General features: G+C 50.4%; 13 protein-coding genes. 7 read left to right on the forward strand and 6 right to left on the reverse strand.

The window, feature by feature from the left end:
- Positions 1 to 711: 711 nt before the first annotated feature.
- Together EVX52_RS07065 and EVX52_RS07070 are read left to right on the forward strand one after the other, a co-directional pair.
- A complete protein-coding gene (locus EVX52_RS07065) occupies positions 712 to 2,097 on the forward strand; it encodes a diaminobutyrate--2-oxoglutarate transaminase (protein WP_129953670.1) in 1,386 nt (461 codons plus the stop codon).
- An 18-nt stretch (positions 2,098 to 2,115) separates the two neighbouring features.
- Positions 2,116 to 3,588, forward strand: a complete 1,473-nt coding sequence (locus EVX52_RS07070) for an aspartate aminotransferase family protein (RefSeq protein ID WP_129990962.1) — start codon at positions 2,116 to 2,118, stop codon at positions 3,586 to 3,588.
- A gap of 310 nt (positions 3,589 to 3,898) precedes the next feature.
- Here EVX52_RS07070 and EVX52_RS07075 read toward each other — a convergent pair whose 3' ends face one another.
- A complete protein-coding gene (locus EVX52_RS07075; RefSeq protein ID WP_129953668.1) occupies positions 3,899 to 4,087 on the reverse strand; it encodes a hypothetical protein in 189 nt (62 codons plus the stop codon).
- 114 nt (positions 4,088 to 4,201) lie between these two features.
- On the opposite strand from EVX52_RS07075, the gene EVX52_RS07080 reads away from it, so the two are divergent.
- The gene (locus EVX52_RS07080) at positions 4,202 to 5,314 is read left to right on the forward strand and encodes a mechanosensitive ion channel family protein (RefSeq protein ID WP_129990963.1); all 1,113 of its coding nucleotides are present in this window, start codon (positions 4,202 to 4,204) and stop codon (positions 5,312 to 5,314) included.
- Positions 5,315 to 5,362: 48 nt separating this feature from the next.
- Here the strand turns inward: EVX52_RS07080 and EVX52_RS07085 are convergent, their stop codons facing one another.
- Both EVX52_RS07085 and EVX52_RS07090 read right to left on the reverse strand, forming a co-directional pair.
- Positions 5,363 to 5,809, reverse strand: a complete 447-nt coding sequence (locus tag EVX52_RS07085) for a DUF421 domain-containing protein (protein ID WP_129953666.1) — start codon at positions 5,807 to 5,809, stop codon at positions 5,363 to 5,365.
- A gap of 9 nt (positions 5,810 to 5,818) precedes the next feature.
- Positions 5,819 to 6,337, reverse strand: a complete 519-nt coding sequence (locus tag EVX52_RS07090) for a hypothetical protein (RefSeq protein ID WP_129990964.1) — start codon at positions 6,335 to 6,337, stop codon at positions 5,819 to 5,821.
- 403 nt (positions 6,338 to 6,740) lie between these two features.
- On the opposite strand from EVX52_RS07090, the gene EVX52_RS07095 reads away from it, so the two are divergent.
- The gene (locus tag EVX52_RS07095) at positions 6,741 to 7,934 is read left to right on the forward strand and encodes a zinc-dependent alcohol dehydrogenase (RefSeq protein WP_129953664.1); all 1,194 of its coding nucleotides are present in this window, start codon (positions 6,741 to 6,743) and stop codon (positions 7,932 to 7,934) included.
- 40 nt (positions 7,935 to 7,974) lie between these two features.
- Here the strand turns inward: EVX52_RS07095 and treY are convergent, their stop codons facing one another.
- The 3 genes from treY to EVX52_RS07110 form a co-directional block, all read right to left on the reverse strand.
- The gene (gene treY, locus EVX52_RS07100; protein ID WP_129990965.1) at positions 7,975 to 10,485 is read right to left on the reverse strand and encodes a malto-oligosyltrehalose synthase; all 2,511 of its coding nucleotides are present in this window, start codon (positions 10,483 to 10,485) and stop codon (positions 7,975 to 7,977) included.
- Entirely contained in the window at positions 10,482 to 12,269 is a 1,788-nt protein-coding gene (gene treZ / locus EVX52_RS07105; RefSeq protein WP_129990966.1) for a malto-oligosyltrehalose trehalohydrolase, read from the reverse strand. The genes treY and treZ overlap by 4 nt, the downstream gene beginning before the upstream one ends.
- Positions 12,270 to 12,414: 145 nt before the next feature.
- On the reverse strand, positions 12,415 to 12,606 hold the full coding sequence (locus EVX52_RS07110) for a hypothetical protein (protein ID WP_129953661.1): 192 nt from the start codon (positions 12,604 to 12,606) through the stop codon (positions 12,415 to 12,417).
- A 305-nt stretch (positions 12,607 to 12,911) separates the two neighbouring features.
- Here EVX52_RS07110 and EVX52_RS07115 point away from each other — a divergent pair, with 305 nt between their 5' ends.
- The 3 genes from EVX52_RS07115 to btsR all read left to right on the forward strand — a co-directional run bounded on the left by EVX52_RS07115 (position 12,912) and on the right by btsR (position 16,739).
- On the forward strand, positions 12,912 to 14,018 hold the full coding sequence (locus tag EVX52_RS07115; protein WP_129953660.1) for an ABC transporter substrate-binding protein: 1,107 nt from the start codon (positions 12,912 to 12,914) through the stop codon (positions 14,016 to 14,018).
- Between the two features lie 319 nt (positions 14,019 to 14,337).
- Positions 14,338 to 16,026, forward strand: coding sequence for a sensor histidine kinase (locus EVX52_RS07120; protein ID WP_129990967.1), 1,689 nt, complete (start codon positions 14,338 to 14,340; stop codon positions 16,024 to 16,026).
- Complete coding sequence (gene btsR / locus EVX52_RS07125; protein WP_129953658.1) at positions 16,020 to 16,739, forward strand: two-component system response regulator BtsR; 720 nt, start codon at positions 16,020 to 16,022, stop codon at positions 16,737 to 16,739. Before EVX52_RS07120 ends, btsR begins: the two co-directional genes overlap by 7 nt.
- Positions 16,740 to 16,745 lie beyond the last annotated feature (6 nt).

The following is a 16,745-nucleotide window of genomic DNA, read 5'->3' on the forward strand; positions in this document are numbered from 1 at the left end:
ACCTTGACCAGACATTTTCTTCTGACACGTCGTTTTTAAGAATCCCATAATCCTGAAATCATGAGATTTTGGGATTATCCATTGTCGCCAACGTTCCATGAGGGTGTCGCGCTGGATAAGCTTTACCATAATGTTTGACTTAATAATCTGAATAATGAGGTAAAGATCAGGGCGTATTGTTTATATACGCGTGAAACCTAATTCAGTATTATTTTTGTAATAACCGGACTCTATGCCGCTGTAATATATTTCAAAATTTATATCTGGCGGCTATTCAGCCATTTACTCCCTGATGCTTTAATGTCATCACTCATATCACCCCCTGCGCGCTATAATTAAACAACTTTCCTGAAAGACTGTTCACGCGTCGCTATCTGTGCAGCGACATCATGTTAAGCGGGTCTGCCGGTGCAACACCACTGCCCGATTTTAAGGCTGTCCTGTCGCGTGTTTACGGGGGGTTTAGCAAGCCGGAGGGGCTTTTTAGTGCTTTATTAATGACCGTGTAACTCAGTTAAGTCAGCATGATCGTTCATTAAATCAGCAACATATTGATTCATATAGGAAAGAATAAACAAATCTATACAAAATAAATTATTGAGGTGGGGGCAAAAAAGCCATATATTGGCCGCGTTTTTCACACGCTGGTAATTTTTTTAATCAAATTTATTCAATTGTGGCGTTCTAATAACCCACGGTTGTAGGAGAGATATGATGACGGATAAAGTCCGTATTGACAGTTTAGGTGCGAATTCATTAAACGGAAACAATGAAACCTATTTGGCGAGACAAGCTGAATTTGAATCGAATGTTCGGAGCTATCCACGTAAATTGCCTCTGGCAATTGCGAAGGCCAATGGCGTTTGGATCACTGATGTTGAGAATAATCAATATCTTGATTGCCTGGCTGGCGCGGGTACGCTTGCTCTTGGACATAATCATCCGGACGTGCTGCAAAGCATCCAAAATGTCATTACCAGCGGCTTGCCGTTACATACACTGGATCTGACAACCCCGTTGAAAGATCAGTTCTCTGAATATCTGCTTTCTTTATTGCCACAACAGGGCAAAGCGTATTGCCTGCAGTTCACCGGTCCTTCAGGCGCGGACGCGGTTGAAGCTGCCATGAAACTGGCTAAAAAAGTCACCGGCCGTAGCGGCATTATCAGTTTCTCGGGTGGCTACCACGGTATGACTCATGCCACGCTGGCAGTGACCGGTAACCTGTCTCCGAAAGAAGCGGTTAACGGCATGATGCCGGAAGTGCAATTTATGCCTTATCCGCATCAGTACCGCTGCCCGCTGGGCATTGGCGGTGACGCTGGCGTTAAAGCCTTAACCTATTACTTCGAAAACCTGATCAACGACGTTGAGAGCGGCGTTCGCAAACCTGCGGCTGTCATTCTGGAAGCGGTTCAGGGTGAAGGCGGCGTGAACCCGGCTCCGGCTGAGTGGTTGCAGCGCATCCGTAAAGTGACTCAGGAACACGGCATTCTGCTGATCCTCGACGAAGTTCAGGCCGGTTTCTGCCGTACCGGTAAACAGTTTGCGTTCGAACACGCGGGCATTGAGCCGGACATCATTGTGATGTCTAAAGCGGTCGGCGGCGGTCTGCCACTGGCCGTGCTGGGTATCAGGAAAGAGTTCGATGCCTGGGCACCGGGTCACCACACCGGCACCTTCCGCGGTAACCAGTTGGCGATGGCCACCGGCCTGACCACGCTGAAAATTCTTAAAGAACAGGACATTGCCGGGAAAGTGGCTGCACAGGGCGAGTGGCTGAAAGGCAAACTGGCTGACATGCAGAAACGTTATCCGGTGATAGGTCACGTACGCGGTCTGGGCCTGATGATTGGTATCGAAATCGTCAAACCAAACGAAGCGCAGGATCACATGGGTTGCTACCCGGCTGACGGCGAATTGTCTGCATTGTTGCAGAAAAAATGTTTCGAAGCTGGTCTGATCCTCGAACGCGGCGGCCGTAATGGTTGCGTGCTGCGCCTGTTGCCTTCCCTGCTGATCACTAACGATGAGCTGGGTATTTTCCTCGACAAGTTTGAGCAGGCGCTGTTAGCGGCTGGCGTCAAACCTGCCTGAGCGGAGTAAGAGATCCTGATGTCCGAGTTAAACCCGATTCTGGCAGGCTCAGCGCAAAGCACTGAAGCCTACCAGCAAGCCATTGCACAGAGCAGTGAAGCGGTTGTGCAGTGGCTGCAACAACCTGAAATGTATCAGGGCAAAACCGTTGCTGAGCTGCGTGAACGTATCAAGCTGGACTTCAATCCAAACGGTCTGGGTAACCAGGCCGCGATTGAACGTGCGATTGAGTATTTTTTGAAAGACAGTTTGTCTGTGCATCATCCGCAATGTGTTGCGCATCTGCATTGCCCGAGCCTGGTGGTCAGCCAGGCTGCGGAAGTGCTGATCAACGCCACCAACCAGAGCATGGACTCCTGGGATCAAAGCCCGTCAGCGACCATCATTGAGATGAAGCTGATCGAATGGCTGCGTACGCAGGTGGGCTACCAGGCTGGCGACGCAGGCGTGTTCACCAGCGGTGGTACTCAGAGCAATCTGATGGGCCTGATGCTGGCACGTGACGCCTTCTTTGCACGTCAGGGGCATTCCATTCAGCAGGATGGCCTGGTGGGCAATCTGCGTAAAATTAAAGTGTTATGTTCTGAAAACGCGCATTTCTCCGTGCAGAAGAACATGGCATTGCTCGGTCTGGGCTATCAGTGCGTTACGCTGGTGAAAACCGATGAGTTTGCCCGTATGGATCTCAACGATTTGCGCGAAAAAGTGGCACAGGCACAAGCTAATGGCGATCAGATCCTGGCCATTGTAGCAACCGCCGGGACCACTGACGCGGGTGCTATCGACCCGCTGCGTGCTATTGCCGAACTGGCGGCAGCGCATCAGATTTGGGTGCATGTGGATGCGGCATGGGGCGGTGCGTTATTGCTGTCCGAAAAATACCGCGACTATCTGGACGGCATCGAGTTGGTGGATTCCATCACGCTGGACTTCCACAAGCAGTTCTTCCAGACCATCAGTTGTGGTGCATTCCTGCTTAAAGAAGAGCGTCATTATGAGCTGATGCGATATCAGGCGGCTTACCTGAATTCTGAATTTGACGAAGCAGCTGGTGTACCGAATCTGGTATCCAAATCTCTGCAAACCACCCGTCGCTTCGATGCGCTGAAACTGTGGATGGGGCTCGAAGCATTAGGGCAGAAGCAGTACGCTGCGATCATCGATCACGGTGTGTCACTGGCGCAGGAAGTCGCGCAATACGTGACGTCTGAAGCTGCGCTGGAACTGGTGATGAAGCCACAGCTTGCGAGCGTTCTGTTCCGTTATCGTCCGCAGACACTTGCGGGCAGCAGCGATGCGGCAATCGCATTGCTGAACCAGAAAATCGGGGATGCGTTGCTGGAATCCGGCCGTGCGAACGTGGGGGTAACCGAGCATAACGGCGTCACCTGCCTGAAACTGACTTTGCTGAACCCGACGGTCACGCTGGAAGATGTGAAAGTGCTGCTGGCGCTGGTTGAGAAAACCGCACAGGACATACTGAACGCATAAGGTTCATTTTGCGTTAACCCGCAGCAAAAACCGGTGATATGAAAGTGTCACCGGTTTTTTTACGTCTGACAGATGTCTGAACTAAGATAATTCTTAATGCGGAATGACATGCAAAAAAGAACCCACCGCATGGGTGGGCTATTTAAGGGTATGGTGCTTATGGTCTGCTGTTCTTTCGTCAGCTGATCTAAGAGTAATCCCAGACCCGCCTGTAATTCAAGTCATCGTCAAAAAAGAGCCACAAAGAGCACATATTTCTGGAAGTCAGAACGCTTTTTAGCCTCATCCTATGCATCCTACAGCACCTGCGTTATCCGTTTCGGGCACCGATTATCAGCGCGGTAACCAATGCAATTGAAACGAACGACATATAACCAATCACTAAAGCTCTTTTCATAATAAGCACCTCAGTTGAACGTTTTTTCAGGACATCGGACTCACGCCAGAAATCATAGTAAACCGGACCGAATATAATATAAATACCGATAACGTAAGACATCAGCAACGTTTTTCCTTTACCGTCACCCCCGGTTTTTGCCGAACTTTCCTATTCCTGGTTCTATACTGACCCGTTTTCTATACTGAAGGTTTGTGATTAATTCCGGGAGGGAAGATGAAGTTTTTATCACATTTCGATTTTATCGCGCTGGTGATGACACCGGTGTTCTGGACCGGCGTCGCGACGATGTGCGTGGTCACGCTTGTTACGTACTGGCTGCTGAGCTGGCTGGTGTCATTCTTGCGCAAAGGCATAAAACGCTGGGGTGAGGTCAATGCGGCCAGCCACCGTATCCGTTTTATTCTGGGCGAGATCCTCAACCGGACGAGTAATTTACTGCTTTTCGTTGCTGCTTTTTTGTTCAGCCTGCGGTTTGTTAATCTGCCCGATAATCTCTACAACACCATCAGTCATGCATGGTTCCTGGTGCTGGCGTTCCAGATGGCATTGTGGTTGGATCAGGCCGTTGTCTCGTGGTTACGTCATATTATGCGTCAGCCCGGGATGAACAAAAACCCGGTAACGCTGGTGATCACCGGGCTGATTTTCCGCGCGGTAGTGTGGTCAGTGATGTTGCTGTCGATATTAGCGAATGTGGGCGTGAATATTACCGCGCTTGTCGCCAGCCTGGGCGTGGGCGGTATCGCTATCGCGTTGGCGATCCAGACCATTCTCAGTGATGTATTCGCTTCCTTATCTATCGGTTTTGATAAGCCTTTCGAAATTGGTGATTTTGTCGTTTTTAATGATGTTGCCGGTACTGTCGAACATATCGGTCTTAAAACGACGCGGATACGCAGCCTGAGCGGGGAACAGATCGTTTGCGGCAATGCTATTCTGCTCCAGCAAACGCTGCATAATTACAAACGCATGCAAACCCGGCGTATTGTTTTCAATTTTGGCATCGCGATTAATACGCCGCCGGAAAAGCTGCGCATTATCGGTGATCTGGTAAAGGAAATTATTATCGATATCGGCGAAACCAAGTTTGACCGCGCGCATTTGCTTGGTTTTGGTACCGATCGCCTGAATATCGAAGTAGTCCATATCGTCAATACTGCCGATTATAATAAATACATGGATATCCAGCAGGAAATTAATATCCGCATTATTGAAAAGCTGATCGAACAGGGGATCGAAATGGCATTGCCGAATATGATTGTCAGAACGCAAGCTGAACCTGAAAACGGCAGACTGGACGTCACCCGTGAAGAAAAACGGGCATGATCAGCGGGAACACCGGGTTACTGCAAACGCACCTCATTTCCCGGTGCCTTATTCTTTATAAGGGATAATCGATATTTTCCCGTTGTTTTCTAAGATGGCGAATTTAATCTCGTTGAGGTTAACTATCCCTTCCTGCTGGCGAGCCACTACCAGGATTTCATCTTCTGAAAGGGAGCATTTACGCAGCCGCTGATCGAGGACTTTGCCATTCTCGATGAGGATAATAGGAGAGCCATTAAGCCATAAATCAAGTTTAGGAATTTTGTTTTCCAGAATTCCTAAACCTTTATCGATGAAAATCAGTGTTCCGATAGTGATCATCGCGCCCGTAATGGAGAAGTCTTCCCCAAGCAAGGCCTGTTGTGTAGCCTCACTGATAATCAGCACCAGTATAAAATCAAAAATAGTCATTTCGAGCAGTGTCTTGCGTCCTGAAATTTTAAAAATAATAAACAGGAAAACATACATAATGGCTGCTCTGAGGACATTTTCCATTTTGACCCCCTAAGGAAAAACAATCTGTTTGAAGATAAAAGGCGAGTTATTATTTGCCGTTACAGAGAGCGTATAGATCCCAAATTCCCTTGGTTTAAGTGTGAGTTGCACGCTACCTGTATTCGCAACGCCGGGGTTATTCGGGTAGATGATCATCGTGCCGGGGCTACGGTGTATCACGGCACTTTCGGGGCTGACGTTAATAATGTCATATTCATTCACGAATTTTCCACTGAGGATAATATGATCGCTTTTCTCTTGCTTAACGGGATAGGCAATAATCAGCGGTGACTCGGTGTCGCTGCGCAGGTATTTTTCATAAGTGATTTGTGTCGAGGTCGGATCGTTTTGGTAGAGTGAATCGCTCAGCCAGCCCTGAGAAAACCCTCCCAGCAAGGCATAAAGAATAAACAAACCCAGCAGAAAAAAACCAATACGCTCAAGCCGCCACGCGGTTTTGATCCATTTAATGTTTTCTTCTACTGGCGTGGTCCTTTGTTCAAACTGATGTTGATCATCTTTGTCCATGTCGCTTTTCTCTGGTGAAGAGGTTGCGTTAAATTAGTGTGTCTGTTGCCGTGGTTTTGTCATACGTGACGACATGTCGAAGATCATCGTGTCAGGTAGAAAGCCGGCAATCCTCTGCCATATTGCCCTGTTTGCATCCCGAAACTTTCGCAGGGGGAACACTTCTTTGATTAGCTTAGTCTTGATGATGTAAATAAGTCAAAATTAGGATTATTCTCAATACCTGAGTATTAACCTTTAATTTCAATATTAAAATTCCTGTGCTTAAACCTGCATATTTCCAGGTGAGAAATATAGTGTATTTTTGACACTCTATAAGGGTGGGCTAGACTGAATACTCTCAGTGATCATTATTTACTATTCTCTTAACCGGTCTGAATAAGACCTGAAAGGAAAATTAATCATGAGAGCATTGACTTATCACGGCCCGTACAAGGTCAGCGTTGATAACATGCCTGACCCGGTACTTCAGGCCAGCGATGATATCATCCTGAGAGTGACGGCAACGGCAATATGTGGTTCTGACCTGCATCTCTACCACGGGAAAATACCGGGCACCCACCATGGCGATATATTTGGTCATGAATTTATGGGTGAAGTGGTGGAAGCCGGAGCGGATGTTACTGCCGTCGCTAAAGGTGACCGCGTCGTTATTCCTTTTGTTATTGCCTGCGGAGAATGTTTTTTCTGCAAACTTAACCAGTATGCCGCCTGTGAAACCACTAACCCCAACAAAGGTGCGGCGCTTAACCCCAAAAACATCACCCCCCCGGCGGCGCTGTTTGGCTATAGCGACCTGTACGGCGGAATTCCGGGCGGGCAGGCTGAATATGTGCGGGTGCCAAAAGCGAATGCCGGGCCTTTTAAAGTCCCGGACGGATTAGCCGATGAAAAGGTGCTGTTTTTATCAGATATATTACCCACTGCCTGGCAGGCGGTTAAAAATGCCGGACTGATGCCCGGTTCGAGTGTGGCGATTTTCGGTGCGGGGCCGGTGGGGTTGTTAAGCGCAGCCTGCGCCCGGCTGGCGGGCGCTGAACAAATATTCATGATTGACCATCACCCCTACAGGCTGGCGTTTGCTCAGGAGCGGTATGGAGTGATCCCGATTAATTTCGATGAAAATGACGATGCGGCAGCCTGGATTATTGAGCACACTGCCGGACACCGCGGCGTTGATGCGGTAATCGATGCCGTTGGTTTTGAAGCCAAAGGCAGCCTTACCGAAACCATTTTGAGCAATCTGAAGATTGAAGGCAGCAGCGGGAAAGCGTTACGCCAGTGCATTGCTGCGGTACGCCGCGGCGGGATAGTCAGCGTACCGGGTGTCTACGCGGGCTTTATTCACGGTTTTTTATTTGGCGATGCTTTTGATAAAGGGCTGACCTTTAAAATGGGGCAGACGCATGTTCATGCCTATCTTCCTGATCTGCTGATGTTAATTGAATCCGGACAACTGAAACCGGAAGAAATCGTGACGCATCATATGCCGCTGGAAGATGCCGCGAAAGGTTATAACATCTTCGAAAAACGGCAGGAAGATTGCCGGAAAATCATTCTGTTACCCGGCACGCCTTCCCGCGCATCCGTCGCATAGACCTGTCGGTAACGTGAAGTTCCGTGAAGTTCCACCTCCGTTAAGAGGAGGCGGACGCTATCAGGATGACAGGAGCAAAACCCGGCCAGACCGCCATGTCTATCTGGTTGTTCAGCGTAATCTCTTTATCGCTGAACAGCTCCCGGTAGGGCCGGTAAGCAAGATGGGGCGGCAGTACGATTTCCGTCTGCGGGAATCCCCGCGCGGGTAAACCCAGTACCAGACGCGGTGCCGCAATAATGACGGCCTCGTCATTACTCACCCGCGCAAACGCGATAACGTTTTCGGCGTGCTTCCCGGTTGCACTGAGCGGAACATAGTCGCCCTGCTGAAACAACGCAGGCTTTTGCTGGCGAAGCCCGGCGAGTGTTGCCACGACGTATTGTTTCAGATGGCCGTTCAGCCAGTATGCCTGCTGGTCCCAGGCCGGTTTTTCATCCTGCCTTAACCGCTGTTCCAGCCGGGTGAAATCCGGCAAACGGCGGTTATCGGGATCAACAAGACTGAAATTCAGCGCCTCGCTGCCCTGATAGATATCCGGTACGCCGGGTGCCATGAGTTTTATCACCGTCTGGGTCAGGCTGTTCACCAGTCCGGCCTGAATAAATGGCTGGATCGATGTATGGAAATCTTGCAGAAAGAGCCGGTTTGCCGGTGAAAGCAAATGATGCGCGTAATCCAGCACCGCCTTTTCATAGTCTTCGTTATTGTCATCCCAGCTCGTGCGCAGCTTGGCTTCACGCAGTGCTTTTTCGACAAAACTCTGAAATCGGTCGTCGAGTTCCTGCAAACCCTGTTCATCCTGAGGTGCCAGGGTAGCCGGCCATGCGCCCGCCAGCGCCTGATAGAGCATCCATGTCAGCGCAGGGCGTGGTGCCGGGCCATCGGGAAGTATTCTTACCTTTGACTCGTTCATCCGGTGCCAGCGTTTCACGCAGGCGGCCCACTCCTGCGGGGCTTCAGTCAGCGTAAACAGTCTGGCGCGGGCATCTTCACCCCGTTTGGTGTCATGCGTGGACGTTGCGGAAAGCGCTTCCGGTTGCTCTTCGCAGCGTTTTATCATCTCCGTATGGAAGCGGCTGAGGGAGAAGGTGCGAATTAACGGTTCCGCGCCCACTTCGTTTAGCGCCAGCTCCATGTTCTGCCGGAAAAAAAGCGTGTCTTCCACCGATTTAGCCATCAGCGGCCCGGTCAGTTGCTGGAAACGTGTGCGGAATAAACCGGCCTGCGATGCTGCCGCCGCGGAGGTTTCTCCACAAAGAATACGCACCAGAAACGCGAGAATTTCAGCCTGAACGGGAAGGATCGTGGCGCTGACCTTACGCAGTATCTTGTGTAAAAGTGCCGCGTCTTCCGCAGGCATGCCCCGTGGTGTGCCGTAAGTGCGGTACACCGGGAAAGCGATCAGTAATTCGCGCAATGCGGTGCGGATATCATTTTCTTCATACGGCGCGTCTTCTGTCCCGGCAATATCGGTAGCCAGTTTCCAGAGTGCAGTGAATTCACCTTCGAAATTTTTCTCCACCATCATCAGCTTGGCCGCGCGAAGTTCGTTGCGCAGGTCCACCGGCTTGCCCACCACGTTATCGTAAAGCTCGCTAAGCACTGCAATATTCTCATCATTAACCAGCACATCCGAAAGCGAGGCAATAAACTCATAACCTGTAGTACCGGAAACCGGCCAGTCCGGTGGCAGGCGCTCGCCTTTGCCCAGAATTTTCTCGACCGTGATATAGCAGTCAGGCCCGGCTTTTTCCCGCAGGCGTTCAAGATAAGCTTTGGGATCGGCAAGACCATCCACATGATCGACCCGCAGGCCATCGACCACTCCCGCGTGGACCAGTTCGAGGATCAGCCGGTGCGTATCATCGAAAACGACGTCATCTTCTACACGTACCCCCGCGAGACCTGTGATCTCAAAAAAGCGCCGGTACGAAAGCTCGCGGGGCGCATCCCGCCAGCACATCAGCCGGTAGGGCTGGCGTTCGTGTAATGCGGCCAGTTCTGTTTTGTTCAGACCGTCTGTGTTATCTGCCGTGAGGGTGCCGGGCGCAACAGGATAATACGTCCCAAAATAGTCGAAAGCGGGCTTTCCAGTGAGGGGATCAACCTTGAGCGTAATCTCGCCTTTTTGCAGCGCATCCTCAAAAGAATCCCCGAGGAAAGGCAACGTCAGCCGACGCGACCAGTCGATATCAAAATGGCGTGCATAGCGGCTCTTTTCGCCATGTTCAATGACATCACGCCACCAGGCATTTTCGGGTGAGGCAGCCATATGATTGGGCACAATATCGAGGATCAGTCCGATCCCTGCCGCTTTCAGTGCCTGCGCCATACGGTCGAAGCCTTCGCGTCCGCCAATCGACGGATCAATTTCGTTGGCGTCGGTAATATCGTAGCCATGGGTGGAGTCAGACGTTGCCGTAAACACCGGAGAAGCATACAAATGGCTGATCCCCAGCTGTTTTAAATAGGGGATTAGCCCGGTTGCGGTGTCAAAGTTCAGTCCGTTACGGAACTGAATGCGGTAAGTTGCAGTGGGGATTTTCACGGTAAAACTCCTGGCGCAAGACGGACAATAAGGGAGCCGGGTACGGAGGTCACCGTTTCCGGCGGCCAGGCAAAAAGTGTTTCTCCCGGCAGTTCAGGAAGCGGGTGCGTGTCTTCACCGACATTCAGTACCAGCGAAAGTGTGCCACGGGGGAATACCCATTTAACCGCGAGAAAACCGGCTGAAGTTCCGACAATCTGGCCGACTTCGCCTTTCGCCGGTGTCAGTAAGGGCACGATATGTTTCTGGCGCAACGCCAGCAGCTTGCGGGTCAGTGCCAGTGCGTTTTTGCCTTCGGGATGGGTCAGTTTTTGCCAGTCAAGTTTCGAATTTTCGAAGGTGCTGAGGGCGTTAGGGTCGGGTACGGTTTCGCTGCCGTAATCGCTGTGCCCTTCAAATTCCCGGGCGCGGCCCTCGCGAACTGCCTGCGCCAGTTCACCTTCAAAATCGGTAAAGAACAGGAACGGGCGGGTTTCGCCATATTCTTCGCCCATAAACAGCAGCGGGATATGCGGGGATAACAGTAAAGCGGCCAGCAGAACGTGCGTACGTTCAGCACCAGCCAGCGTGATCAGCCGGTCACCGTGTGCGCGATTACCAATCTGGTCGTGATTTTGAATGAAATCGACAAAGGCTACCGGCGGCTGCCTGCGGCTGACCGCACCGCGTGGCTCACCGGTTTGTGGTGATTTTTCACCCTGATAGGCGAAACCTTCTGCTAATGCGCGTGCTGCCAGTTTTTCAGGATTTTGCGCAAAGTCCTGATAGTAGGCATGCGTTTCACCGGTGCTGAGAACATGGATGGCGTTATGGAAATCGTCATTCCATTCGGCGGTAAACAGCGGCACGTTGCCATCAGCATTGCGCGGGTGCAAAAAGATCACATTGCGGCTGTCCTCAGTAGTCAGATGCACCGGGCGGTCGGTTATCTCTTCGCGAATTCGCTCGGCGATTTCGATCAGAATATGCGGGGAAGAGGTGTCTTTCATCTGGTCGATGGCATCAAAGCGCAGGCCATCCAGCCGGTATTCCTTGAGCCAGTACAGGGGCGCTTGCGCAATATAGCATCGGGCCGCTTCATTTCGATAATTGATGCCTGCACCCCATGCTGTTGTGCGTTGCGGATCGAAAAAATCCGGTGCGAGCAGCGGCAGATAATTCCCTTCAGGACCAAAATGGTTAAGCACAATATCCAGTACCACGGAGATGCCGACACCGTGCGCGGCATCGACAAAGGCTTTGAAATCATCCGGCGAGCCGTAAGCGGAGTGAGGCGCGTACAGCAAGACACCGTCATAGCCCCATCCGCGATTACCACCAAATTGTGAGAGCGGCAGCACTTCTATCATGGTAATGCCGGTTTCTGCCAGCCAGGCAAGTTTTTCCTGCGCGGCGCTGAAAGTGCCTTCGGGCGTGAATGTCCCGATATGCATCTCGTAAATGACCGTTTCTTCCCACGGACGGCCTTTCCAGTCAAGATTCTGCCATGTATAACCTGATGACGAGGTCACCAGCGAAGGGCCGTTGACGTCCGCAAGCTGCGCGCGAGAGGCGGGATCAGGAATAGGCAGTCCGTCGGCAAGAATGAACTGATATTCCTCACCGGGAGAAACACCGGTTGCCACAAACTCAAACCAGCCGTTTTCCTTCGGCAGCATGTCTTTGTTTTCGCCGGAAAGTCGCAGGGTCATTTTGTCCTGGCCTGGCGCCCACACCCGAAAGAGAACTGTCCCGGCGGAAATGAAACTCGCCCCCCAGCTTGTCATAAATGCATCGCGTTGCATCGATTCACCTCACAAAAGATTGAGCGATTAAGCAGGCAGTTAGCAAACGAATAATAATGATAGACGAGGATGGGCAGAAGAGGAGCCTGTCGGCTATTATGCCCCGATAAAAACCGGGGCATTAATGGCAAAAATTAAGCTGTCATCAGGAAGAAGAGGTGAAAAATACAATGGAAATAACAAAAGAGACAAGGGTCCCGATGAGTAACATGCATTTGTGAGGAGTAAAGAACTTCTTGCCTGCGTTGCCTTTATGCGCCTTCACCAATAGCCACAGCATCACAACGCCAACGATAATAAATATAATCCCACCTGCTATACTCGCGACTGGAGCCATATAATTCTCCTTCTTATCGGTAAATTTTAATTATAGCTCAGCATCTGAGAAGCGTTTTCCGATTGATATTAGCGGTCATCACGCAAACTCACATCAGCCGATCTTGTTTGCCCCGACCGCGGCAGTGCGCAGTTGTGACTGTACTGATGTAGCCAACTGAACGTATAATATACCGCCGCGATAATCGTGTGGCGTCACGCCTTTTTTTACAGTGACTTAAGGTAAATAAACCGTGTAGTAAATCGGTTTCCATAATAATGAATTTCACTTGCAGATGATAATCACACAATACCTAAGGGAATTAAATGAAGTTACTTCATGGTTTACTTTTTATGCTGTCAGTCGTGATGACCGGACAGTCCAGTGCCGCAACCACCACACTGACTGATGTCCTGGGAAATAAAATAACCTTAGAAACCCCGGTGAAAAGAGCGGTATTAGGATTCTATTTTGAAGACTATATGGCGGTCGGCGGTGAGCAAGCGTTTGATCATATTGTCGGTATCTCCCGTGAAGCCTGGCATGGCAAGGTCCCTGCGAACTGGGATATGTATATTAAACACCGCCCGTCCATCGCCAATATTCCGGATATTGGCGAAATCGATCTGCACAACGTGTCGCTGGAAAAAGTGATTAGCCTGAAACCGGATGTGGTCATTTTAGCCAGCTGGCAGTACGCCGCCCTGAAGTATGAAGTTACCCAGCTTCAGAGCCTGAATATCCCGGTTGTTGTGCTCGACTATAATGATCAAACGGTGGAAAATCATGTGAAATCCACGGAGATTATCGGGACATTAACCGGCCAGACCGACCGCGCGAATGAGCTTGCCCGGCTTTATAAAAATAACATCGCGCTGATTGAAGACAGGATCAGACAAGCGAATTTGCCTAAGCCAAAAGTCTATATTGAGTTTGGCAATAAAGGTCCGGCCGAGTATTCATTTACCTACGGCGAAAATATGTGGGGCGTGATGCTGCGTCTCGCAGGTGGTGAAAATATTGCAGCGCCTTTCGTTAAACAGTGGGGCGAAATTAACCCTGAGCAGTTGCTGGTCGCCAAACCGGATGTCATTTTTATTTCCGGCAGGGAGAACAATAAAGTCGATACGGCGTTAGAAATGGGCATCGGCGTTAATGAAGCCGCCGCAAGAGCAAAACTCAACGGATTCGCTCACCGTGACGGCTGGAGTTCATTACCGGCCATTAAAAACGACAAACTCTTCGGGGTTTATCAGGGTGCATCGCGTACGCTGGTCGATTTCACCATGGTACAGTTTATTGCAAAGTCCCTTTATCCTGATTTATTCAAGGATATTGACCCGGTGAAAAACTATCACGATTATTATAAAAAATATCTGCCCGTCATGCCGGTGGGCACCTTTGCATTATCGGCCAGCGGAGAGCCATACTGATCGTCGATGTCGCCTGCTAAACGGTCCCTTTCAATCCGGCCGTAGTCATTAAAGACGGCGCGGAACTGATAAGTTATCCGGTAATATAACGGCTTCCATGACAGGGAGCCGTTTGCTTATGTGCGCCGGGGCGCGGTGCCTGCTCAATAAATATTGTCGTTTCCTGACCGGTACCTTTAAATAATCTTCTTATATTTCCTTTAAAAGAATATGAAAGTTTATTCGTCAATAAAAATATTCCTATTCTTCGGGTAGCTTCAAGGTAAATTTTTTTTAAGCACGATATATTGCCAGCTTGTCAGTTTTTAGGTGCCCGGGAATGTACGAATTTAATTTAATATTACTGCTGCTACAACAAATGTGCGTGTTTTTAGTGATTGCCTGGCTGATGAGTAAAACGCGGTTATTTATTCCGCTGGTGCAGGTGACGGTGCGCTTACCGCATAAGTTGTTGTGTTATATCACCTTTTCCATTTTTTGCATTATGGGAACCTACTTTGGTCTGCATATCGAAGACTCTATTGCCAACACCCGCGCAATTGGTGCAGTGATGGGCGGACTTCTTGGTGGCCCGGTGGTCGGGGGATTAGTGGGGCTGACCGGCGGGATCCACCGTTATTCGATGGGCGGTATGACCGCGCTGAGTTGCATGATTTCAACCATCGCCGAAGGATTATTAGGCGGTCTGGTACACAGCGTGTTGATCAAACGTGGACGCATCGATAAATTATTTAATCCGCTGGTCGCGGCCGGTGTCACCTTTGTCGCAGAAATACTGCAAATGCTGATTATCCTGCTGATCGCCCGCCCGTTTCATGATGCGCTTAATCTGGTCAGCAGCATTGCCGCGCCGATGATGGTGACAAATACTCTCGGGGCCGCGATGTTTATGCGCATCCTGCTGGATAAGCGGGCGATGTTCGAAAAATATACCTCGGCATTTTCGGCCACTGCGCTGAAAGTGGCGGCCTCAACGGAAGGGATTTTGCGGCGCGGTTTTAACGAAGAAAACAGCATGAAAGTGGCACAGGTGCTGCTGAAAGAATTGGATATCGGCGCCGTGGCGATTACCGATCGCGAGAAATTACTCGCCTTTACCGGTATCGGTGACGATCATCATCTGGTGGGCAAACCCATCGCCTCCCAATATACCTGGCGCGCCATTGAGAATGATGAAGTGGTGTATGCCGACGGCAACGAGATGCCTTACCGCTGTTCGCTGCATCCTAACTGCAAGCTGGGTTCAACACTGGTGATCCCGCTGCGGGGTGAAAATCAGCGGGTGATTGGCACGATCAAATTGTATGAAGTCCGCAACCGGCTGTTCAGCTCCATCAACCGCACGCTGGGAGAAGGCATTGCCCAACTGTTATCGGCGCAGATCCTCGCCGGTAAATTTGAGCAACAGAAAGCTTTACTGGCGCAGTCTGAAATCAAACTGTTGCATGCACAGGTGAACCCGCATTTCTTATTTAACGCCCTCAATACGCTGATGGCGGTAATCCGCCACGACAGTGACAAGGCCGGGCAACTGGTGCAGTACCTGTCGACATTCTTTCGTAAGAATCTCAAACGCTCCTCTGAAATTGTCACCCTGGCCGATGAGCTTGAGCATGTGAATGCTTATCTGCAAATTGAGCTGGCAAGATTCCCGTCACAACTGAAGGTGGATTTACAGGTGCCGGCGGCCTTTTCTGATCAGAGCCTGCCTGCTTTCACGCTGCAACCATTAGTGGAAAATGCCATTAAACATGGGACTTCTCAGCTGCTGAGCAATGGCAATATTATTATTCGTGCTTACAGCGAGGGGGAAAGAGTGATTGTTGAAGTGGAAGATAATGCCGGGTTATATCAGCCGGAAGCAAGCGGTGACGGGTTAGGCATGAGTCTGGTGGATAAGCGGCTGCGCGCGCGCTTTGGCGATGATTACGGTATTACGGTCAGCTGTAAACCGGATGATTTTACCCGCGTCACGTTACGCCTGCCAGCCGGGGGAGTGGTATGTTGAGAGTTCTTGTTGTGGATGATGAGCCACTGGCGCTGGAAAATTTACGTTTACAGCTTCAGGATGAAAGCGACATTGAAATCGTCGGCGAGTGTACTAATGCCATTGAAGCGATCGGTGTGATCCATAAAATCCGCCCTGACATTGTATTTCTTGATATTCAGATGCCGCGTATCAGCGGGCTGGAAATGGTTGGCATGCTCGATCAGCAACATCGGCCGCACATTGTTTTCCTCACCGCGTTTGAGGAGTATGCGGTGCAGGCGTTTGAACAGTGCGCGTTTGATTATCTGCTCAAACCCATACAGGCGGCGCGGCTTCAGAAAACCCTGGCCAGATTACGTCAGGGTTATCAGACGCAGGACGTTTCGCAGTTACCGCAATATCAGCAGCCGCTGAAATTTATCCCCTGTATCAGCAGCAACCGTATCTGGCTGTTACAGCTGGAAGATGTAGCCTATGTGAGCAGCCGGGTCGGCGGGGTGTATGTCACCGGGCAGAATGGTAAAGAGACATTTACGGAGCTGACATTGCGTACGCTGGAAACCCGCACGCCGTTGTTACGTTGTCACCGGCAGTATCTGGTGAACATGGATTATCTGAAGGAAATCCGTCTGGAAGATAAAAACCAGGCTGAACTGTTATTGCGCGATGGTCAGATTGTGCCGGTCAGCCGCCGCTATCTGAAATCGCTGAAAGAGACGGTGGGGCTGTAAACCCCG

This window comes from Rahnella sp. CFA14(1/10) (assembly GCF_004195095.1).
GTDB classification, from domain to species: Bacteria; Pseudomonadota; Gammaproteobacteria; order Enterobacterales; family Enterobacteriaceae; genus Rahnella; species Rahnella perminowiae.

Coding starts and splice junctions, on each gene's coding strand:
- EVX52_RS07065 (WP_129953670.1), top strand. CDS start 712: ATGATGACGGATAAAGTCCGTATTGACAGTTTAGGTGCGAATTCATTA.
- EVX52_RS07070 (WP_129990962.1), top strand. CDS start 2,116: ATGTCCGAGTTAAACCCGATTCTGGCAGGCTCAGCGCAAAGCACTGAA.
- EVX52_RS07075 (WP_129953668.1), bottom strand. CDS start 4,087: ATGTCTTACGTTATCGGTATTTATATTATATTCGGTCCGGTTTACTAT.
- EVX52_RS07080 (WP_129990963.1), top strand. CDS start 4,202: ATGAAGTTTTTATCACATTTCGATTTTATCGCGCTGGTGATGACACCG.
- EVX52_RS07085 (WP_129953666.1), bottom strand. CDS start 5,809: ATGGAAAATGTCCTCAGAGCAGCCATTATGTATGTTTTCCTGTTTATT.
- EVX52_RS07090 (WP_129990964.1), bottom strand. CDS start 6,337: ATGGACAAAGATGATCAACATCAGTTTGAACAAAGGACCACGCCAGTA.
- EVX52_RS07095 (WP_129953664.1), top strand. CDS start 6,741: ATGAGAGCATTGACTTATCACGGCCCGTACAAGGTCAGCGTTGATAAC.
- treZ (WP_129990966.1), bottom strand. CDS start 12,269: ATGCAACGCGATGCATTTATGACAAGCTGGGGGGCGAGTTTCATTTCC.
- EVX52_RS07110 (WP_129953661.1), bottom strand. CDS start 12,606: ATGGCTCCAGTCGCGAGTATAGCAGGTGGGATTATATTTATTATCGTT.
- EVX52_RS07115 (WP_129953660.1), top strand. CDS start 12,912: ATGAAGTTACTTCATGGTTTACTTTTTATGCTGTCAGTCGTGATGACC.
- EVX52_RS07120 (WP_129990967.1), top strand. CDS start 14,338: ATGTACGAATTTAATTTAATATTACTGCTGCTACAACAAATGTGCGTG.
- btsR (WP_129953658.1), top strand. CDS start 16,020: ATGTTGAGAGTTCTTGTTGTGGATGATGAGCCACTGGCGCTGGAAAAT.